Raw genomic sequence first — 20,457 nt, 5'->3', positions numbered from 1 at the left:
ACCCCTTTCTGGGCGAATTGTCCGTATCCTGTGGCCGCCCGACCCGGAACCGGAGCGCTCTCCGCCACCACCACCCCAGGAGTCCGCACATGCCCCCTGCCAGACGGGCCGACGCGCTGGTCAACCGCGAGCGCATCCTGGAGGTCGCGCGGGACGCGCTGGCCGAGTCCGGGTGCGCCTCGCTGAACTCCATCGCCAAGCGCGCGTGCGTCGGCGCGGGGACGCTCTACCGGCACTTCCCGACCCGCGAGGAGCTGGTGCTCGCGGTGTACCGGCACGAGGTGCAGCGGCTGGTGGACCGGGCGCCGCGGCTGCTGGCCGAGGTCGGGCCCGAGGAGGCGTTCCGGCGGTGGGCCTCGGGGCTCGCCGGGTACGTGAAGGTCAAGCACGGGCTGGGCGAGGCGTTCAGCGCGGCCACGCGGGAGAACCTGGTCAGCGAGTCCTACGCGCAGGTGTCCGCCGCGGTCGCGGCGCTGCTGGCGGCCGGGACGAGGGCGGGGGTGTTCCGCGCGGGGCTGGCGGCCGACGACGTGCTGCTGCTGATGGGCGGCATGTGGCGGGTGCCGCCGGGGCCGGACGGCGAGCGGCAGGCCGAGCGGGTGCTGGGGCTGGTGGTCGCGGCGCTGCGGGCGTAGCGAGGTCCCGCTCCGGGGCGGGACCTCGCCGCGGGCTCACTCGCAGGCGACGCCGTCGTTGTTGCGGTCCAGGTCGTAGACGTCCTCGCCGACCACGCGGACCGGGCCCCGCACGTACGCCGGGCCGTTGCCGCTGCCGCCCGCGCAGTCGACGTCCTCGGCGATCGGGACGCAGGCGTCGGCGTAGTTGGGGTGGCAGCCGTCGTCGGCCGGGGCCGCCGAGGTGCCGCCCAGGGGCGGGACCACCAGCGAGACCGGCGGGATCAGCTCCTCCGCGGCCGCCGGAGCGGTAGTGGTCACCGGAGCGGTCGTGACCGGCATCGTGGTGGTGGTGGTGGTGGTGGTCGTGGGCGCGACCGAGCTGGAGGTGACGAGCGGTGCGACGCTCCCCGCCTGGCTGCTCTGCTGCCGCGCGTTGACCGCGAGCGCCGCGATCATCAGCGCCAGCACGACCCCCGCCGAGATCCACAGCGGCTTGCGCGACTTCGCCGCGGGCACGGGGGTCGCCGCGCGCGGCGGCTTCGGGGCCCCGGCGCCGGGGTGCCGGGAGTCCGGGTCGGCGGGCACCATGACGGTCAGCTCGATGCCGAACCGGCCGCGCTTGGCCTTCGCCTCGCACACCGGCCGCACGCCGCTGGCCGCCGCCCGCTCCAGCAGCCCGGCGTAGCGCAGGGACATCGCCGGGTTCAGCTGGCCGACCCGCCTCCCCCCGATCCTGGCCTCGACGGTCCGCGCCCCCACGGCGGGCGCGAGGACGACCAGCTCGACCTGGACCTCGCTGTGCCCGCCGGGGGGCGCGTCGTAGGCCGCGAGGACGTCCTGGTGCTGCTCGACCCCCGTGAGCGGCACCGGCAGGTTCCCCGGTAACAACCAGAAACCCTCGCTGGAGTTCTCCCGCACGTTCTGCTCCCCCTCGTTCCGCAACGGTTCCACCACGACCATCGGCCGCGGGCGCGCGGTGTTACCGGCCGGTCGGGCGGCGCGGGGGGCGGCGGCGGCCGGGGCGGGCGGTCGGGCGCGCGTGGTTAGGCTGCCCCGGTGGGACTGTTCACCGTGGACGAGGCCAAGGCCGAGCTGACCGCCCTCATGCCCGTGCTCGACGAGATCGTCGCCCTGCGCGCCGACGCCGCCGAGCTGGCCGCCTCGCGCGCCGACGGGGGCTCGCCCTCGCCGCTGGGCGGGCTGCCCGAGCTGAAGGCGGCCCAGGCCCGGCTGGACGAGCTGATGACCGCCGTGCAGGACACCGGGGCCGAGCTGAAGGGGTTCGCCCCGCTGCTGGTCGACTTCCCCGCCGACCTGGACGGCGTCCCGGTGCTGCTGTGCTGGTTGGAGGGAGACCGGGCGCTGGAGTGGTACCACCGGGCCGACATCGGGTTCGCCGGGCGGCGCAGGCTCCCTTGACGGTGTGACCCCATGTGGGGTTACCTGTGGGGGTACGTCCATACCCCCACGAGGAGGCGGTCATGCCGAAGATCAACGTCTACCTGCCGGACGACCTGGCCGAGACCGTGCGCTCGCTGAACGTGCCGGTCTCCGCGATCTGCCAGCGCGCGCTGGAGCAGTCCGTGCGCCGGGTCGCCGCGATCCGGGCCGCCGACCCCGCCGACCTGTCCGCGCTCGACGGGGCCCGCGCCACCGACCGGTTCCGGGGCGCGCTGCGGCTGGCCGTCGGGCGCGCCACCGGCGAGGTCGGCACCTCCGACCTGCTGCACGGCCTGCTGTCCGAGGGCGACAACCTCGCGCTGCGCGTGCTGCCCGCCCTGGACGTGGACGTCGCCGCGCTCCGCAGGACCCTCCCCGAGCGGTCCGGCGCCGCCGGGGGGTCGAGCTGGAGCGCGGAGGCCGCGAGCGCGCTGGAGCTGGCCGTGGTGGAGGCGCTGGGGCTCGGGCACAACTACGTGGGCTGCGAGCACCTGCTGCTCGGGCTGGTCGTCGAGCCCGGCGGCGGCGGCGGGCGGGCGCTGCGCGAGGCCGGGGTGGACGTGCGGTCGGCGCGGCGGGCGGTGACCGCCGCGCTGAGCGGGTACGAGCAGCTGCGCGCCAACACGCCCGCGCCGGACCAGGACGCCGCGCTCGCCGCCGTGACCGGGCTGGTGCGGCGGGAGCTGGCGCCGCTGGTGGAGCGGATCAGCAGGTTGGAGCAGCGGGGGTGAGCGCGCGGGTGGTGGTGCTGGCGCTGCTCATCGTGCTGGCGCTGGCCTGAACCGCTCGCCCAGCCAGCGGACCTGGCGCTCGGCGTGCACGGCCTCCCCGTGCTCGTGGTGGTTGAACGGGTAGACGGCGATCTCGGTGTCGTCCCCGGCCAGCGCGTTGAACGCGGCGAACACACCGGAAGGCGGGCAGATGGTGTCGCGCAGACCCGTGGCGAACAGCGCGGGGGCGGTGGTGCGGCGGGCGAAGTGGACCGCGTCGAAGTGGGACAGGGTGTCCAGGACGCGCTCGGCCAGGTGCCTGCGCACCGCGAGGTGCTGGACGATCTCGCCGTACGGGTGCGCGTCGGTGATCAGCACGTTGCGGGCGATGTGGCACAGCAGCGGCGCGCTGGCCAGCAGGGCGGACGCGCCGCCGCTGAGCCCGGCGGCGGCGATGGCGAACCCGCCGCCCTGGCTGTTGCCCACCACGGCGATCCGGGTGGGGTCCACACCGGGGAGGACGGCGGCGGTGTCCACCGCGCGGGCCGCGTCGGTCAGCGCCCGGCGCAGGTAAGCGGTTTCCGGGTCCTCGACGCCCCTGGTCAGGAAGCCCGGCGTGGACGGGCCGGAGCCGACCGGGTCGGGGGTGTCGCCACCGCTGCCGTGCTGGCCGCCCTGACCGCGCGTGTCGACCAGCAGGTGCGCGTACCCGGCGCACGGCCACAGCAGCCGCTCCTGCGGCAGGCCCCTCCCCCGGCCGTAGCCGAGGTACTCCACGACCGCGGGCAGGGGCTCGTCGCCGGGCGGGCGGGAGTACCAGGCGCGGATCGGGTGGCCGCCGAAGCCGGTGAAGGCGACGTCCCAGGTGCGCAGGAGGGTCAGGCCGGTGTCGACGGGGTCCAGCGACAGCAGCGGTTCGCGCGAGCGGGCGTCGTCCATCGTGGACTTCCAGAAGGCGTCGAACCCGGCGGGCTCGGGGACGTCGGGCCGGTGGTCGCGCAGCTGGTCGAGCGGGAGGTCGAACAGGGGCACGGCGCTTGTCCTCTCGGTGCGGTGACGGGGCGGGCGGCGGCGGGGATCGGCGGTCCGGCGACGGGGCGAGTCCGCGGAGGGCCTGCGGCAGCGGGTTCGGCTCCGGCGGCGGGTCCGGCTCCGGCAACGGGCTGGGCTCCGGCGGCGGGTCCGGCTGCGGCTCCGGCTGCCGGGGTCAGCCGCGCGGCGGCGCGGTGCTCTGGCGCACCACCAGCTCCGTCGCGAGGTCTATCCGCTCCACGGCGGGCCGCTCGCCGCGCGCCAGCGTGAACACCATCTGCGCCGCCGTCGCCGCCATCTCGGGCAGCGGTTGGCGGACCGTGGTCAGGCCGGGCCCGATCCACTCGGTGACGGGCAGGTCGTCGTAGCCCACGATCGACAGGTCGCCGGGGACCGACAGCCCCAGCTCGCCCGCCGCGCGCATCACGCCCAGCGCCTGGAAGTCCGACCCGGCGAAGATGGCCGTCGGCCGGTCGGGGCGGGTGAGCAGGTCCATGCCGTGCGAGTAGCCGCCGTTGACGTAGAAGTCGCCGTACCGCACCAGTTCCGGCGCGACCGGGATGCCGCCGGACTCCAGCGCGCTGCGGTAGCCGTCGACGCGGGCCCGGCTGCACAGCACGGCGGTCGGCCCGGAGATCACCGCGATCCGCCGGTGCCCCAACGAGATCAGGTGCCGGGTGGCGGCCAGTCCGCCCGCCCAGTTGGTGGAGCCGACGGTGGGCACGCCCGGCGGCGGCTCGCCCGCGGTGTCCACGAACACGAACGGGATGCTGCGCGCGGTCAGCCGGGCCCGCTGCTCCTCGTCCAGCTCCGCCAGCACCAGGATCACGCCGAGCGGGCGGCGGGCGAGCAGGTCGTCGAACCACTCGCCGGGCGGCCGGTGCGCGCCGCCCAGCTCGGACAGCACCACGGCGGCGCGCTCCTCGGCGGCGGCCCGCTCGACGCCCCGGATGATCTGCGTGGCCCACACCGAGTTCATCTCGTGGAACACCAGGTCGACCAGCGCGGGCCGGGACGACTGGCGGGCGCGCCTGCGCCGGTAGCCGCTGCGCTCGATCAGGCCCTCGACCCGCGCCCTGGTCTCGGCGGCCACGTCGGGCCTGCCGTTGAGGACCTTGGAGACGGTCGGGACGGACACCCCGGCCTCGGCCGCGATCGAGGTGATCGAGGCGGGGTGGCCGGGCTCCGGGTCCGGTGTGGGCGGCGTGCTCATGCGGTACCCCGTTCGGCCGAGTAGCCCGGCACGCGCCGGACCTAAAGTTTCGGTGCCAGAGCGTAGAGCTTCCGACTCCGCTTGCCAACGAACGGTCACAGAATGACCGGGAATGCCCTGGAAGCAAAAGGGTCACGGGGTGTTGACGTGGTGGATCACGGGTCTTACGGTCTGCCCACCGGGCCGGCATGTCGGGCTAGCTTTCGATACTTTCGGCCATTCACGAGGACGTGAAGCGGAGGTACCTGGTCGATGGCGAACAGGACGGCGGACGGTGGCTCCCCCTGGCGGGACGCGCGCCTGCCGGTGGCCGATCGGGTCGAGGCGCTGCTCTCGGCCATGACGCTCCGCGAGAAGCTCGCCCAGCTCGTGGGCGTCTGGGTGGGGGCCGACCCCGAGGGCGGGGACGTCGCGCCGCACCAGTCCGAGCTGACCGGCGACCCCGTCGACTGGACCGAGGTGATCTCCGCCGGGCTCGGCCAGCTGACCAGGCCGTTCGGCACCAGGCCGGTCGACCCGGCGCTCGGCGCGCGGTCGCTGGCCTCCGCGCAGGAGCAGATCACCGCAGCCAGCCGGTTCGGGATCCCCGCGCTGGTGCACGAGGAGTGCCTGACCGGGTTCGCCGCCTGGCGCGCGACCGCGCACCCGGCCCCGCTGTCCTGGGGCGCCTCGTTCCGGCCGGAGCTGGTCCGGGCCATGGCCGGGCGGATCGGCGCGTCGATGCGGGCGGCGGGCGTGCACCAGGGGCTCGCGCCGGTGCTGGACGTGACCCGCGACTACCGCTGGGGGCGCACCGAGGAGACCATCGGCGAGGACCCGCTGCTGGTCGGCGTGGTCGGCGCCGCGTACGTGCGGGGGCTGGAGGACGCCGGGGTCGTGGCCACCCTCAAGCACTTCGCGGGCTACTCGGCCTCGCGGGCGGGCCGCAACCTCGGGCCGGTGTCCATCGGGCCGCGCGAGCTGGCCGACGTGGTGCTGCCGCCGTTCGCGATGGCGGTGCGCGACGGCGGCGCGCGGTCGGTGATGAACTCCTACAGCGAGCTGGACGGCGTGCCGTCGGCCGCCGACGCCGGGCTGCTCACCGGGCTGCTGCGCGAGGGGTGGGGCTTCACCGGGACCGTGGTCGCGGACTACTTCTCGATCAAGTTCCTGCAGACCCTGCACGGCGTCGCGGGCGACGAGGAGCGGGCCGCCGCGCTCGCCCTGCGCGCGGGGATCGACGTCGAGCTGCCGACCGTGCGCTGCTACGGGGAACCGCTGCTGCGCGCCGTCTCGCGCGGCGACGTCCCGGAGGAGCTGGTGGACCGGGCGGCGCGCCGGGTGCTGGCGCAGAAGGCGGAGCTGGGACTGCTCGACCCGGACTGGTCGCCGCTGCCCGAGTCGGTGGACTCGCTGGAGCTGGACGACGCGGGCTCGCGGACGATCGCGCTGGAGCTGGCGCGCGAGTCGGTGGTGCTGCTGGCCAACGGCGGCGGCGCGCTGCCGCTGCGGCCGTCCGCGCGGGTCGCGCTCGTCGGGCCGCTGGCGGACGACCCGATGGCGGTGCTGGGCTGCTACTCGTTCCCCGCGCACATCGGCGTGCACCACCCGGAGGCCGGGCTGGGGCTGGAGATCCCGACCGTGCGGGACGGGCTGCGGGAGCTGGGCGTCGAGGTGGCGCACGCGGTGGGCTGCCCGGTCGACGTCGAGGACCGGTCCGGGTTCGCCGACGCGGTGGCGGCGGCGCGGGACGCGGACGTGTGCGTGGTGGCGGTGGGCGACCGGGCCGGGCTGTTCGGGCGCGGCACGTCCGGCGAGGGCTGCGACGCGACCGACCTGACCCTGCCGGGCGTGCAGGCGGAGCTGGTGCGGGAGGTGCTGGCGACCGGGACGCCGGTGGTGCTGCTGCTGATCACCGGCCGCCCCTACGCGGTGGGCGACCTGGTGGCGGGGTCGGCGGCGGCGGTGCAGGCGTTCTTCCCCGGCCAGCTCGGCGGGCGGGCGATCGCCGAGGTGCTGACCGGCGCGGTCAACCCGTCAGGCAGGTTGCCGGTGGGCGTCCCGGCCGATCCGTCCGGGCAGCCGGGGACGTACCTGTCGCCGCCGCTGGGGCGGCGCACCGCGGTGTCCACTGTGGACCCCACGCCCGCGTTCCCGTTCGGGCACGGGCTGTCGTACGGCGGGTTCACCTGGTCCGAGCCCTCGGTGTCGGCGGCGGAGTGGCCGGTGGACGGCGAGGTGCGGGTGGAGCTGGAGGTGCGCAACACCGGCGGGGTCGACGGGTCGGACGTGGTGCAGCTGTACCTGCACGACCCGGTGGCGTCGGTGACGCGGCCGGTGGTGCGGCTGGTCGGGTTCGCGAAGGTCGACCTGGTGGCGGGGGCCGCGGCGCGGGTGGTGCTGACCGTGCCCGCCGACGTGGCCGCGTTCACCGGGCTGGACGGGCGGGTGGTCGTGGAGCCGGGCGAGGTCCGGCTGCGGGTGTCCCGCTCCAGCGCGGACGTGCACGGCGAGCTGGTGGTGGACCTGGTGGGCGGGGTGCGCGAGGTGGCGCACGCGACCCGGCGGTGGGCGGCGACGGCGCTGGTCGAGCCGGTGGGGTCCGAGGGCGCGCCGGGACCGGTCGGGTCCGCCGCGCCGGGGGCGCTCGCGGGCGTGGCCGCCGGAGAGGCTCCGGGGGCATGACCGCCGCACCGGAGACCGCCCTCGTCGCCGAGACGGTGGCCGAGGCGCGGCCGAGGCGCGGGAAGCGGCCCGGCGGGCGCCCCGCGGGCAGGCGGGAGAGCTGGCGGCGGGCGCTGCGCCGGGACTGGCAGCTGTACTCGCTGGCCGTGCTGCCGCTGCTGTTCTTCCTGGTGTTCCGCTACCTGCCCATGCTGGGCAACGTGATCGCGTTCCGCCGGTTCGTGCCGGGCGGCAGCGTGTTCGGCGAGACGTGGGTCGGCCTGCGGTACGTGGGGATGTTCGTCAAGGACCCCAACTTCTGGTCGGTGTTCGGCAACACCGTCGTGCTGGGCGCGCTGACCCTGCTGTTCTGCTTCCCGCTGCCGATCGTGCTGGCGCTGATGCTCAACGAGGTGCGCTCGCGCTACTTCAAGCGGTTCGTGCAGACCGTGGCGTACCTGCCGCACTTCCTGTCGATCGTGATCGTGGCGGGCATGGTGATGCAGCTGGTGTCCGTGGAGGGCACGGTCAACCAGGTCACCCGGCTGTTCGGCGCGGAGGCGGTGCCGTTCATCCAGTCCCCGGACTGGTTCCGCACGATCTACGTGTCGTCCGAGGTGTGGCAGACCGTCGGCTGGGGCACGATCCTGTACCTGGCCGCGCTGACGACCGTGGACGAGCAGCTGTACGAGGCTGCCCGGATCGACGGGGCGAGCCGGTGGCGGCAGACCTGGCACATCACGCTGCCGGGCATCCGGCCGACGATGGTGACGCTGCTGATCCTGAACACGGGCACCTTCACGGCGGTCGGCTTCGAGAAGATCCTGCTGCTGCAGAACCCGCTGACGTACCCGACCGGCGACGTGGTGTCGACCTACCTGTACCGGGTGGGCCTGGTGTCCAACAACTTCAGCTACGCCGCCGCGATCGGCCTGTTCGAGGCGCTGGTGGGGCTGGTGCTGATCCTGTCCGCGAACGCGATCTCGCGCCGAGCGGTGGGGACGAGCCTGTGGTGACGCCCGAGGTGGCCGGGGAGCCGGAGAAGCCGGTGGTGCGCGCGGCCCCGCGCGGGCTGGACGACACGCCGGGCTACCGGGTGTTCCGGGTGGTGAACACCGCGCTGCTGCTGGGCGTGGTCGCGGTGACGCTGTACCCGTTCCTGAACGTCGTGGCCCAGTCGTTCAGCGACGAGCAGGCCATCCGCACCGGGCGGGTCAACCTGCTGCCGCAGGGGTTCGACCTGAAGACCTACCGGTTCGTCATGGCGGACCCGGCGTTCTGGACCGGCTACCTGAACACCGTGGTCTACACGGTGGTGGCCACCACGATCGCCATGGCGCTGACCACGGTCTACGCCTACGTGCTGTCCAAGCGGCGGCTGAAGGGGCGCGGGCTGCTGATCGGGATCGCCGTGTTCACCATGTTCTTCAACGGCGGCCTGATCCCGAACTACGTGCTGATCTCCGGTCTGGGCCTGAAGAACACGATCTGGGCGGTGGTGCTGCCCAACGCGATCAGCGTGTTCAACCTGCTGGTGATGAAGTCGTTCTTCGAGAACCTGCCGTCCGAGCTGGAGGAGGCGGCGGTCGTCGACGGCCTGAGCGCCTACGGCGTGCTGCTGCGGATCGTGCTGCCGCTGTCCAAGGCGGTGCTGGCGACGATGGTGCTGTTCTACGCGGTGGCGAACTGGAACGCGTGGTTCGGGGCGTTCCTGTACTTCGACCGGGCCGACATGTTCCCGGTGACCGTGTACCTGCGGAACATGCTCGCCGGGGCCAGCGGCGCCGACGCGGTCGGCGCGGGCGGGTCGGCCGACGTGGCGCAGGTGTCGGCGAACATCAAGGCCGTGACGATGGTGCTCACCGTCCTGCCGGTCCTGGTGGTCTACCCGTTCGTCCAGAGGTTCTTCGTGTCGGGCGTGATGCTCGGCGCGGTCAAGCAGTAGCGCGCTCTCGCCCGTTGACGACGCTGTCGCACCCGAGGAGTTGCCCGATGCGCACGAAGTGGAAGAGGCCGTTCACCGCACTGGTGGCGGGTGGGCTGGTCGCGGGCCTGGTGGCCTGCAGCGGGGACGACCCCGGTTCGGGGCCGGTGGACCTGGACGGCAAGCGGGTGGGCGCCATGGCCGACTTCGCCGCGGGGACGCCGTTCAGGGCCACCGAGCCGCTGGACTTCGGCATCCTCTACAACGACCACGCCAACTACCCGATCAAGAACGAGTGGCTGCTCTGGTCGGAGCTGACCTCGCGCACCAACGTCACGCTCAAGCCGACGGTGGTGCCCAACAGCGACTACGACCAGAAGCGCAGCCTGGTCATCGGGGCCGGGGACGCGCCGGAGATCATCTCCAAGACCTACCCCGGCATGGAGCGGCCGTTCGTGGCCTCCGGCGCGATCCTGCCGGTCAGCGACTACCTCGACCTGATGCCGAACTTCAAGGCCAAGGTCGAGAAGTGGGGGCTGAAGAAGGACCTGGAGGCGCTGCGCCAGGACGACGGCAAGTTCTACGTGCTGCCGGGCCTGCACGAGGCCCCGTGGCAGGACTACACGCTGGCGTTCCGCACCGACGAGCTGACCCGGCTGGGCATCGCGACGCCGAAGGACTGGGACGAGGTCTACACCGCCCTCAAGGCGATCAAGGCCGCGCACCCGGACAGCTACCCGCTGTCCGACCGGTTCGAGGGCAAGGCGCTGCTCAACGTCCTGGGCATGACCTACGGCACCGCCGCCGGGTGGGGCTACGTCAACGCGACCTGGGACGAGAAGGCGCAGAAGCTGGAGTACAGCGCCTCCAGCCCGCAGTACCGGGCGATGCTGGAGTACCTGCGCAAGCTGGTCGCCGAGGGGCTGCTCGACCCGGAGAGCTTCACGCGCAAGGACGACCAGATCGCGATCCGCAAGTTCGCCAACGGCGAGTCGTTCGCCATCAGCGCCAACGCGCAGAACGTGGTCAACGACTACCGGCCGGGGATCTCCGGCATCCCCGGCGCGACCGTGGCGAAGATCCCGCTGCCCGCGGGGCCCGCCGGGAACCTGATCACCGGGTCGCGGCTGGAGAACGGGCTGATGATCCCGGCGAAGGCCGCCGAGAGCGAGCACTTCGTCGCGATGATGCAGTACGTCGACTGGGTCTGGTACTCCGAGGAGGGCCAGGAGCTGGTGAAGTGGGGCGTGCCCGGCACGACCTACGACAAGGACGCCTCCGGCAAGCGGGTGCTCAACCCCGGCATCACCTACGCGGGCACCAACACCGGCGCGCCCAAGCACCTGCAGAAGGACTTCGGGTTCGCGGGCGGCGTGTTCGCCTACGGCGGCCCGACCGAGCTGCTGCGCTCGACGTTCACCGACGAGGAGATCGCGTTCCAGGAGGAGATGGCGAAGAAGACGCCCGCGCCGCTGGTGCCGCCGTACCCGTTCACCGAGGAGGAGCGCGAGCGGGCCTCGCTCTGGGAGACCCCGCTGAAGGACTACGCGAACCAGTCCGCGCTCCAGTTCATCCTGGGCGACCGGGACCTGTCGACCTGGGACGCGTACGTGAGCGAGCTGGACGCCAAGGGGCGGACCCAGTTCGTGGACCTGGCCAACAGCGCCCACCAGCGCTACAAGCAGAAGAACGGCTGAGCCGCGTGGGCGCCGACCGCACGACCGTCCCCGACCACCCGATCGGCCCGATGCCGCAGACCTGGCGCGAGTGCGTCGGGACGGGCAGGTTGAACCTGGCGCTGCGCTCGGACTACCGCGAGTCGCTCGCGGTGCTCCAGCGGGACATCGGGTTCCGCCACATCCGGGGGCACGGGCTGCTGTCCGACGACCTCGGCGTGCTGCGCGAGTCCGGCTCGGGCGTGCGGCGGTGCTCGTTCACCTACCTGGACCAGGTGTTCGACGGCTACCTCGCGCTGGGCGTGAAACCGTTCCTGGAGCTGGGTTTCATGCCGAGCCTGCTCGCGTCCGGCGACGACACCGTGTTCTGGTGGAAGGGCAACATCACGCCGCCGCGCGACCACGGCGAGTGGGCCGCGCTGGTGACGGCGCTGCTGCGGCACCTGATCGACCGGTACGGGCTCGCCGAGGTGCGCACCTGGCCGATCGAGGTGTGGAACGAGCCGAACCTGCCGCAGTTCTGGAAGGACGCCGACCAGGACGCGTACTTCCGGCTCTACGAGAGCACGGCCCGCGCGGTGAAGGAGGTGGACGCCGGGCTCCTGGTCGGTGGCCCGGCGATCTCCCCCGGCTCGGACGACTGGTGGGCGCCGTTCGCGCAGTTCGCCGCCGCGAGCGGTTCGCCGGTGGACTTCGTGAGCAGGCACGCCTACACCTCGGGGCCCGCGCAGCACATCCCGTTCGGCACCTACCAGACGCTGTCCGCGCCGCAGGACCTGCTGGCCCAGTTCGCCGCGCCGCGCGAGCACCTGGCGGGCACCGCGCTGGCCGGGCTGCCGGTGCACATCACCGAGTTCAACAGCTCCTACCGGTCGGACAACCCGATCCACGACACCGCGTTCCACGCCGCCTACCTGGCCCCGGTGGTCACCGGCGGCAACGACCTGGTGGACTCGTTCTCCTACTGGACGTTCTGCGACGTGTTCGAGGAGGAGAACGTCCCGACCTCGGTGTTCCACGGCGGGTTCGGGCTGCTCGCGCACCGGCAGGTGCCCAAGCCCGCGTACCACCTGTACGCGTTCCTGGCGCGGATGGGCGCGCACGTGCTGGCGCGCGGCGAGGACCACCTGGTGTGCAAGGACGACGACGGCCGGGTGAGCGTGCTGGCCTGGCAGCCGGTGGGCGGCAGCGACGCGCCCGCGGCGGCCGAGCGGCACCGGGTGCGGCTGTCGGTGCCGGTGGACGCGCCCGCCGCGTTCCTGCGCCGCGAGCGGGTGGGCGAGCACGACGGCAACGCGTTCGCCGCGTGGCGGGAGCTGGGGCGGCCGTTCTCCCCCACCGAGCGGCAGTTCGACCTGCTGCGGGACTGCGCGCGCCCGGCGGTGGAGCACTCGGCGCCGCCGGTGGCGGGTGGTCGGGTGGAGCTGGACCTGGCGCTGTCGCGGCACGAGGTGACGTTCGCCGAGGTGCTGCCGGTGCGGCCGGAGCACCACGAGGGCCTGGACGACCGCAGGCTGCTCGGCGGTTCGGACGCGCGGCTGGTCGCCGCGCACGAGCTGCCGTGACCGGGCGGCGCGACCCGGCCGCCGAGATCGGTCCGGGGTTCCTGTCGCGGGTGTCGGCGGTGGTCCACTGGTTCGTGGTGCTGGAGCTGCTGCTGGCGCTGACCTGCGCGCCCGCGCTGGTGGGGCTGCTGTTCCTGGCCGACGGGCCGGGGAACGCCGTGCTGGCGGGGCTGTGCCTCGCGCCGGTGGGGCCCGCGCTGTCGGCGGCGGTGTTCGCGTGGCGGCGGTTCCTGACCGACAGGGACCTGTCCCCCGCGCGGCACTTCTGGCGCGGGTACCGGCTGAACGCGGTGGACGTGCTGCGCTGGTGGCTGCCCGCGCTGCTGGTGCTGTCGCTGGTCGGGTTCACGCTGTCCACCGTGGACCTGGCCGGGGTGCCGCGCTGGTACGCGCTGCTGCTGGCGCTGGCCGCCGCCGGGGTGCTGGTGTGGTCGGCGCAGGCGCTGGCGCTGTCGTCGGTGCTGGCCCTGCGCACCCGCGACCTGGTGCGGCTGGCCTCCTACTACCTGTTCGCCCGGCCGTCGACGGCGGTGGGCGCGCTGGCGCTGGTGGTCGTGGTGCTGGGGGCGGTGCGCTTCGGTTCGGACTGGGCGCCGCTGCTGCTGGCCTCGCCGCTCGCCCTGGCCCTGCTGCGCACCGCCGAACCGGCGCTGCGCGACGCGACGGAGAGGTTCACCGCATGACCGGGAAGATCTCCTACGGTGGCGACTACAACCCCGAGCAGTGGCCCGAGGACGTCTGGGACCACGACTACGCGGCGTTCGAGCTGGCCGGGATCGACACGCTCACGGTGGGCGTGTTCGCCTGGGCGCACCTGCAACCGGCCGAGGACCGGTACGACTTCACGGTGTTGGACGCGATCGTGGAGCGGGCGACCGCCGAGGGCAAGCGGATCGTGCTGGCCACGCCGAGCGGCGCGATGCCGCCGTGGCTGGCGCGGGCGCACCCGGAGGCGTGCCGGGTGGACTTCGAGGGGCGCAAGCACGTCTACGGGCAGCGGCACAACGCCTGCCCGTCCTCCCCCGCGTTCCGGCGGCTCTCCGTCGCGATGGCCGGGCAGCTGGCGCGGCGGTACGGGCAGAACCCGGCGGTCGTGGCCTGGCACGTGGGCAACGAGTACGGCGGGGCCTGCTACTGCGGGCTGTGCGCGGCCGGGTTCCGGGAGTGGCTGCGCGAGCGGTACGGGAGCCTGGCGCGGCTGAACGACGCGTGGAACACCACGTTCTGGTCGCACACCTACACCGACTGGGACGAGATCGAGCCGCCGAACGCGCTGTCCGAGCACTGGCGCGGGCCGGACCACACCGCGTTCCAGGGCACGACGCTGGACTACAGGCGGTTCATGACCGACGCGCTGCTGGGCGGGTTCGTCGCGGAGAAGGCGGCGATCCGGGAGCACGTGCCGGACACGCCCGTGACGACGAACTTCATGGGGCTCTACCAGCCGGTCGACTACCACCGGTGGGCCGAGCACCTGGACTTCGCGTCCTGGGACAACTACCCGCCGGAGGACGCGGACCCGCTGCGCACGGCGGCGCGGATGGCGCTGGCGCACGGGCTGGTGCGGGGGCTCAAGGGCGGCGACCCGTTCTGGGTGATGGAGCAGACGCCGTCGACCACGGCGTGCCGGGACGTGAACCCGGTGAAGCGGCCCGGAGTCCTGCGGCTGTGGTCGTGGCAGTCGGTCGCGCACGGGGCGGACGCGGTGCTGTACTTCCAGATGCGGCACGCGCGCGGGGCGAGCGAGAAGTACCACGGCGCGGTGCTCGACCACGCCGGGCGCACGGACACGCGGGTGTTCCGGGAGGTCGCCGCGCTGGGGGCGGAGTTCGCGGCGGTCGGTGGCGCGCTGCTCGGGGCGCGCACCCCGGCGCGGGTGGCGCTGCTGGTGGACTGGGACAGCTGGTGGGCCGTGGAGATGTCGGACGGGCCGAGCAGGCACGTGCGGTACGTGCCGGTGCTGGCGGCCTACCACCGGGCGCTGTGGCGGGCGGGGGCGCCGGTGGACGTGCTGCCGGTGACCGCCGACCTGTCCGGGTACGACGTGGTCCTCGCGCCGCTGCTGCACATGGTGAAGGGCGACGCGGCGGAGCGGTTGGGCGCGGTGGTGCGGCGCGGCGGGTCGCTGCTGACGACGGCGCTGTCGGGGCGGGTGGACGAGGACGACAACGCGTTCCTGGCGGACGTGCCCGGCCCGCTGGCCGGGTTGCTGGGGCTGCGGGTGGAGGAGACGGACGCGCAGCGGCCGGAGGTGGTGAACCCGGTGTCCTTCGGTGGCGCGGAGTTCGCCGGGCGGCACGTGTTCGAGGTGGTCGTCCCGCAGGACGGGCCCGAGGGTCCGGCGGCCGAGGTGCTGGGGTCGTACGGGGCCGACTTCTACGCCGGGACGCCCGCGGTGACGCGGGCCTCGCGCGGGGACGGCGCGGCCTGGCACGTGGCGACCGTGCTGGACGACGACGGGGTGGACGCGGTGGTGCGGGCGGTGCTCGACGAGCACGGGCTGGTGGGGGCGCTGGCGGACGTGCCCGAGGTGGAGGTGGCGGAGCGGGTGGCGCCGGACGGGACGCGGTACGTGTTCCTGCTGCACCACGGGGAGGCGCCGCGGGTGGTGGGGTGCCCGGTGAGCGGGGTGGACCTGCTGGGCGGCGGCGAGCTGGTGGCCGGGGCGGAGCTGGAGCTGGCCCCGGCGGCGGTGCTGGTGGTGCGGGTCAGCCCGTGACCGGGGCGACCCGTGCGAGCACGAGGATTGGCGGCGGCGCTGGAGGAGTAGACCGGGTCGGGGCGGGTGGCTGGCCGGGTCGGGTGAACAGCGGGTGGGTGACGGCCACCGCCCCGGCCGCCGGGATGACGGCCGGCGTGGGTGCGGGCAGCGCGGGAACCGTTGCGGCACAGGCGGAGCGGCCCCGCGCGCGGCGCAGCGGCGGCGCGTGGGCCGCGCGGGGCGGCGGTCGTGAGCGCGCCCGCGATGCCGGTGACCGCGACGAGCGGCCAGAGGGCGCCGTCCGGCGGGAGCCGGTCGCGTCCGGCGCCGAGCTCATCCGGGTCGGCCCCGTCGAGCAGCACCCCGTCCGGTCCCGCCGGGAGTCACCGGGGATCAGTGGATGGTCCGGCCGTGCGCGTCGGGGACTCCGGACTTGCGCAGGAAGTAGGTGTTGACCTGGTCGCGCCACTCGACCGCGCACCGCAGCTGCTCGACCAGCCGCTCGGTGACGCGCCCGTGCACGTCGTCGGAGACCTTGCCGCGCAACGACTCCCAGGTCGCGACCATCCGCTCGACGGCCTCCACCCCGGCGAAGTGGGTGTCGTAGATGTGCTGCACCACCGTCTTCCCGGAGTGCAGCACGTGCCCGTACGGGACGTGGTGGAAGAACAGCAGCAACTCGTCCGGGCAGGTCTTCAGGTCCTCGTAGCGGTCGCGCCACGGCTGCGGGTACTGGCCGGTGAAGCCGGTGCCGGTGGCCCTGGTGCGGTCGACGCCGACGCCGTCGCGGTCGGCGAAGTGGTAGGTGCCCCAGCGGGTGTACTCGTAGCCGTCGACGTCCGGGCCGTAGTGGTCGCCGGGCCGGACCATGAAGCCCACGCCCAGCGGGGCGGTGTAGTCCTCGTACGCGCGCCAGGAGCCGGACATCAGCCCGTGCAGCGGGGCGTGGGCGGCCGGGTCGGGGAAGGTGAGGGCGATCCACTCGCGCAGGAGCTCGTCGGGGTCGGCGGTCGGGTCCCAGGCGAGCCTGCCGAACGCGTAGAGGTTGGCCTGCGCCAGCGGGTGCCCGGTCCAGAACGGGTCGTCGCCGACGTTCGAGACCGCGGTGATCCCGGCGGCGAGGGTGCGGACCTCCCGGTCGCCGAAGGGGAAGCGCAGGATCTCGCTCCACTGCGGCCCCAGGTAGCAGACGTGCCGCTGCTGGCCGGTGTACTCCTGGGTGACCTGGAACTCCACGGCCAGGCGGGTGGCCGGCATGGCGCCGATGACCGGGGAGACCGGTTCGCGGGGCTGGAAGTCGACGGGGCCGTTCTTGACCTGGAGCACGACGTTGTCGGCGAACTCGCCGTCCAGCGGGGTGAAGTGGTCGTGCGCGGCTCGGGCCCGGTCGGTGGTGCGGTCGCGCCAGTCCTGGTGGTGGTCGTAGACGAAGGCGCGCCAGAACACCGTGCCGCCGAACGGTTCCAGCGCCTCGGCGAGGGCGTTGGCGCCGTCCGCGTGGTCGCGGCCGTAGCTGAACGGGCCCGGTTGGCCCTCCGAGTCGGCCTTGACGACGTAGCCGCCGAAGTCGGGGACGGCGGCGTAGACGGCGGTGGTGGTGCGGGCCCACCAGGCGCGGACCTCGGGGTCGAGCGGGTCGGCGGTGGCCAGGCCGCCGAGCAGGATCGGGGAGGCGAAGTTCACCGACAGGTGCACGCGGATCCCGTGCGGGCGGAACACCTCGGCCAGGCGGACGACCTCGGGGAGCAGGTCGGTGAGCAGGCGGGCCTCGGTGCGGTGCACGTTGACGTTGTTGAGCGCCACCCGGTTGACGCCGATCGAGCCGAGCAGGCGGGCGTACGCGGCGACGCGGGTGAGGTCGGGGCGGACGGCGCCGTCGGCGTAGAGCAGGGAGCCGCCGGAGTAGCCGCGCTCGACCTGGCCCATGACGGGGTGGACGTCGACGTTGTCCCAGTGGTCGAGCATCCGGATCGGGTAGGCGGGGCGGTGCTCGCCGGTCTCATGGAAAGCGCTCTCACCGCCGCGGACGAGGTGGTGGAGGCCGTAGAGCAGGCCGGGTCCGGAGGCGGTGACGGTGGTGGTGCCTGCCGCGTCGCGGGTGATCGTGAACGCCTCGGGGTCGTCGTCCGGGGCGGTGAGGACCAGGTCCAGCTCGGGGTCCTCGGTGACGAGCGCCCCGCCGTGGGCGGTGGTGGCGGCCAGCGCCTCGGCGCGGACGGCGCCCGCGATCGGGCCGTCGCCCACGACGCGGACGCGGCGGGCGCCGAGCGCGCGGAACGCGGTGGGCGGGAGCCAGGCGGGGTGCACGTCGGGGAGCAGTTCGGCCGCACCGAGAGAACCGTTCACCGGTCACCCACCCGAGGGTCCTGGGTCGCCGTCGACCCAATTGGTTTATTCGTTGAACTTAAACGGCGCCGGGGTGATGGGGCAAGGGATCGCCTTCGTGCGACCCACACCACCTCCACCACCGGAGGCTTGACAATCGCACCCCAGGTTATGAACGCTTGTTCATGAACACACGTTCACAACGGAGGTGCAGGGTGTCCGAAGAGGTGGTCGACACCGCGCAGGCGCGGGCCTGGAACGGTCCGGCCGGGCAGCGGTGGGCCGAGCGCGCCGACCGGTTCGACGCGGTCTGGGGCGGGTTCGACCGGGCGGTGCTCGACCTGGTCCGCCCCGGCGACCGGGTGCTCGACGTCGGCTGCGGCACCGGCTCGCTGACCAGGGGCGCGGCCCGGATCGCCGGGGCGGCGACCGGGGTCGACCTGTCCGAGCCGATGCTCGCCCGTGCCCGCGCGCTGGGCGGCGACCCGGCCCCGGCGTACCTGCTGGCCGACGCCCAGGCGCACCACTTCTCCCCCGGCGGGTTCGACCTGGTGGTGAGCCGGTTCGGCGTGCTGTTCTTCGCCGACCCGGTCGCCGCGTTCGCCAACCTCCGCGCCGCCCTGCGCCCCGAGGGCCGCTTGGCGGCGCTCGTCCCGCACGGGCTCGGCGAGGTCGGCGACCTGCTGACCCGCGTCGTCCCCGGCTGGGAGCCGCTGAGCGCCGGTCCGCTGTCGCTGTCCGAGCCGGACGTGGCGCGCCGGGTGCTCGCCGACGCCGGGTTCGCGGACGTGGCCGCCGAGGAGGTCCACGCCTGGCAGGTGTGGGGCGGCGACCCGGACGACGCGGCGGAGTTCCTGCTGTCCTGGGCGTGGCAGGCGATCACGCGGGTGCGGCCGGACGCCGCGGGGGCCGAGCTGCGCCCGCTGGTCCGCGCGGAGCTGGCCGGGCGCGGGTCCCGGCTGCGCGCGAGCGCCCTGCTGCTGACGGCGGTGGCCTGATGGCGCGGGTGCTGGTGCTGGGCGGGTACGGCGCGGTCGGGCGGCACGCGGTCGCCGAGCTGGCGGGGCGGCACGAGGTGGTCGTCGCGGGGCGGGACCTCGCGCGGGCGTCGGCGGCGCCGGGCGCGACCGGGGTGCGGGTGGACCTGCGCGACGCGGACGACGTGCGGCGGGCCGTGGCGGGCGCGGACGTGGTGCTGATGTGCGCCGAGACCGCGAACGCCGCCGTCGCGCGGGCCGCCGCCGAGGCCGGGGCGCACTACCTGGACGTGTCCGCCTCGGCCGGGGTGCTCGCGTCGATCGAGGAGCCCACCGGCACGACGGCGCTGCTCAGCGTCGGCCTGGCGCCCGGCGTGACGAACCTGCTGGCCCGCTGGTGCGTGGCGGCGACCGGGGCGCGCGAGGTGGAGATCGGGGTGCTGCTGGGCGGCGGCGAGCGGCACGGGGCCGCCGCCGTCGAGTGGACCGCCGCCGGGGTCGCCGGGATGGGCGGGGCGTGGCGGGCGCGGTTCCCGGAGCCCTTCGGGGAGCGGCGGGTGCGCGGGTTCCCGTTCTCCGACCAGGTGACGCTGCCGACCACGCTGCCGGTGGACCGGGTGCGCACCGGGCTGTGCCTGGACTCGCGGCTGGCGACGGCGCTGCTGCCCGCCGTGCGCTGGCTGGGGCCGCTGGCGTCGTCGGTGCGCCTGGGTGGCGACGGGTTCGCGGTGGTGGCGTCGGCGGGCGGGATGACCTGCTCGTTCAGCGGGAACGGGCAGAGCCGGGCCACCGGGGTGATCGCGGCGGCGCTGGTGGAGCTGCTGCCGACGGTGCCGGTGGGCCGGTGGCACGTGGAGCAGGTGGTGGAGCCGGAGGCGTTCCTGGGGGCGCTGGAGGGCTACCGGGTCGCGGGGCCGTCCTACGATGGGCGGTGATGGCACCACGGAGGGCCGCGGCACTGCCCGAGGGCGTGACCGCGCGCGAGCACCTGATCACCGCGGCGGCCGGGCTGGTCGCCGAGCGCGGCACGGCCGGGCTGACCGTGCGGGACGTCGCGCGCGCGGCCGGGCTCGCGCCGGGCGTGCTGTACAACCACTTCGCGGACCGCGAGGAGCTGCTGGCGCTCGCGCTGCACCGGCACGTGCGGCGGGTCGAGGAGGCGCGGGGGTTCGCCTGGGGCGGCGGGCTCGCGGCCGACCTGCGGGCGTTCGTGGCGCACGCGGTGGCGGTGCACCGGGCGGTGCTGCCCGCGCTGGCCGGGCTGGTGGGGCAGCCGGAGCTGGCGGCCCGGTTCGAGGCGCTGGGCAACCCGATGGGCGGCGGGCTCGGCATGGTGGAGCTGCTGGCGCGCAGGCTGCGCGCGGAGCGGGACGCGGGGAACCTGGCGGCGGGCGCGGACGTGGAGACGGTCGCGACGCTGGTGGTGGGGGCGTGCCACGAGCTGGCGGTGCCCCGGCTGTTCGGGCTGGGCTCGGCGGAGGCGTTCCCGCCGGGGTGCGAGGACGCGGTGGTGGAGACGGTGCTGCACGGGGTGCTGCCGCGCTGACCCGCGCCGGGCGGTGGGGGTCGCGCGGGCGGCCCGGCCCCGGTGCCGGGCCGCCCGCGCGAGTCTTGGTGGCGCGTCCTCCCGCTGT

Annotated in this window: 17 protein-coding genes; 13 read left to right on the top strand and 4 right to left on the bottom strand. The window is 74.5% G+C overall.

Going from position 1 to position 20,457, the window contains the following annotated elements:
- Positions 1–89: 89 nt before the first annotated feature.
- Positions 90–635 carry a TetR/AcrR family transcriptional regulator gene (locus CNX65_RS09925; protein WP_096492509.1) on the top strand — a complete coding sequence of 182 codons (546 nt, stop codon included), beginning with the start codon at positions 90–92 and terminating at the stop codon, positions 633–635.
- Positions 636–671: 36 nt separating this feature from the next.
- On the opposite strand, the gene CNX65_RS36050 is transcribed toward CNX65_RS09925, so the two are convergent.
- Positions 672–1,559: a hypothetical protein gene (locus CNX65_RS36050; RefSeq protein ID WP_198320452.1), complete on the bottom strand. Its 888-nt coding sequence runs from the start codon at positions 1,557–1,559 to the stop codon at positions 672–674.
- Positions 1,560–1,673: 114 nt separating this feature from the next.
- On the opposite strand from CNX65_RS36050, the gene CNX65_RS09915 reads away from it, so the two are divergent.
- Together CNX65_RS09915 and CNX65_RS09910 are read left to right on the top strand one after the other, a co-directional pair.
- Positions 1,674–2,036, top strand: coding sequence for a DUF2203 domain-containing protein (locus tag CNX65_RS09915; RefSeq protein ID WP_015800823.1), 363 nt, complete (start codon positions 1,674–1,676; stop codon positions 2,034–2,036).
- Between the two features lie 62 nt (positions 2,037–2,098).
- Positions 2,099–2,788, top strand: a complete 690-nt coding sequence (locus CNX65_RS09910; RefSeq protein ID WP_096492508.1) for a Clp protease N-terminal domain-containing protein — start codon at positions 2,099–2,101, stop codon at positions 2,786–2,788.
- 27 nt (positions 2,789–2,815) lie between these two features.
- Here the strand turns inward: CNX65_RS09910 and CNX65_RS09905 are convergent, their stop codons facing one another.
- Together CNX65_RS09905 and CNX65_RS09900 are read right to left on the bottom strand one after the other, a co-directional pair.
- Positions 2,816–3,799, bottom strand: a complete 984-nt coding sequence (locus CNX65_RS09905) for an acetylxylan esterase (RefSeq protein WP_096492507.1) — start codon at positions 3,797–3,799, stop codon at positions 2,816–2,818.
- 175 nt (positions 3,800–3,974) lie between these two features.
- Positions 3,975–5,012, bottom strand: a complete 1,038-nt coding sequence (locus tag CNX65_RS09900) for a LacI family DNA-binding transcriptional regulator (protein ID WP_096492506.1) — start codon at positions 5,010–5,012, stop codon at positions 3,975–3,977.
- A gap of 252 nt (positions 5,013–5,264) precedes the next feature.
- Between CNX65_RS09900 and CNX65_RS09895 the strand changes: the two genes are divergently transcribed.
- From CNX65_RS09895 to CNX65_RS09865, 7 genes are read left to right on the top strand one after another with little or no spacing between them, the layout of a single operon-like run.
- Positions 5,265–7,676, top strand: coding sequence for a beta-xylosidase/alpha-l-arabinosidase (locus CNX65_RS09895; RefSeq protein WP_096492505.1), 2,412 nt, complete (start codon positions 5,265–5,267; stop codon positions 7,674–7,676).
- Complete coding sequence (locus CNX65_RS09890) at positions 7,673–8,671, top strand: ABC transporter permease (RefSeq protein ID WP_177154643.1); 999 nt, start codon at positions 7,673–7,675, stop codon at positions 8,669–8,671. The genes CNX65_RS09895 and CNX65_RS09890 overlap by 4 nt, the downstream gene beginning before the upstream one ends.
- Positions 8,668–9,600, top strand: coding sequence for a carbohydrate ABC transporter permease (locus CNX65_RS09885; protein WP_096497707.1), 933 nt, complete (start codon positions 8,668–8,670; stop codon positions 9,598–9,600). The genes CNX65_RS09890 and CNX65_RS09885 overlap by 4 nt, the downstream gene beginning before the upstream one ends.
- Positions 9,601–9,647: 47 nt before the next feature.
- Positions 9,648–11,276, top strand: coding sequence for an ABC transporter substrate-binding protein (locus CNX65_RS09880; protein ID WP_096492504.1), 1,629 nt, complete (start codon positions 9,648–9,650; stop codon positions 11,274–11,276).
- 5 nt (positions 11,277–11,281) lie between these two features.
- Positions 11,282–12,820, top strand: a complete 1,539-nt coding sequence (locus CNX65_RS09875; protein WP_198320451.1) for a GH39 family glycosyl hydrolase — start codon at positions 11,282–11,284, stop codon at positions 12,818–12,820.
- Positions 12,817–13,503, top strand: coding sequence for a DUF624 domain-containing protein (locus tag CNX65_RS09870; protein ID WP_096492503.1), 687 nt, complete (start codon positions 12,817–12,819; stop codon positions 13,501–13,503). The genes CNX65_RS09875 and CNX65_RS09870 overlap by 4 nt, the downstream gene beginning before the upstream one ends.
- Positions 13,500–15,539 (top strand): beta-galactosidase, encoded by a 2,040-nt coding sequence (locus CNX65_RS09865; RefSeq protein ID WP_096492502.1) that lies wholly within the window; start codon positions 13,500–13,502, stop codon positions 15,537–15,539. Before CNX65_RS09870 ends, CNX65_RS09865 begins: the two co-directional genes overlap by 4 nt.
- Positions 15,540–15,914: 375 nt before the next feature.
- On the opposite strand, the gene CNX65_RS09860 is transcribed toward CNX65_RS09865, so the two are convergent.
- Positions 15,915–17,867 (bottom strand): alpha-glucuronidase, encoded by a 1,953-nt coding sequence (locus CNX65_RS09860; RefSeq protein ID WP_096492501.1) that lies wholly within the window; start codon positions 17,865–17,867, stop codon positions 15,915–15,917.
- Between the two features lie 194 nt (positions 17,868–18,061).
- Here CNX65_RS09860 and CNX65_RS09855 point away from each other — a divergent pair, with 194 nt between their 5' ends.
- The 3 genes from CNX65_RS09855 to CNX65_RS09845 are packed head-to-tail and all read left to right on the top strand — an operon-like array spanning position 18,062 to position 20,369.
- On the top strand, positions 18,062–18,844 hold the full coding sequence (locus CNX65_RS09855; protein ID WP_232519773.1) for a class I SAM-dependent methyltransferase: 783 nt from the start codon (positions 18,062–18,064) through the stop codon (positions 18,842–18,844).
- Positions 18,844–19,758, top strand: a complete 915-nt coding sequence (locus tag CNX65_RS09850; RefSeq protein ID WP_096492499.1) for a saccharopine dehydrogenase NADP-binding domain-containing protein — start codon at positions 18,844–18,846, stop codon at positions 19,756–19,758. Before CNX65_RS09855 ends, CNX65_RS09850 begins: the two co-directional genes overlap by 1 nt.
- Positions 19,758–20,369, top strand: a complete 612-nt coding sequence (locus CNX65_RS09845; protein WP_096492498.1) for a TetR/AcrR family transcriptional regulator — start codon at positions 19,758–19,760, stop codon at positions 20,367–20,369. Before CNX65_RS09850 ends, CNX65_RS09845 begins: the two co-directional genes overlap by 1 nt.
- Positions 20,370–20,457 lie beyond the last annotated feature (88 nt).

This window comes from Actinosynnema pretiosum (assembly GCF_002354875.1).
Taxonomy (GTDB): domain Bacteria; phylum Actinomycetota; class Actinomycetes; order Mycobacteriales; family Pseudonocardiaceae; genus Actinosynnema; species Actinosynnema auranticum.
Note: the sequence above shows the minus strand (reverse complement) of the source record. Positions and strands in the feature narration are given on the sequence as shown.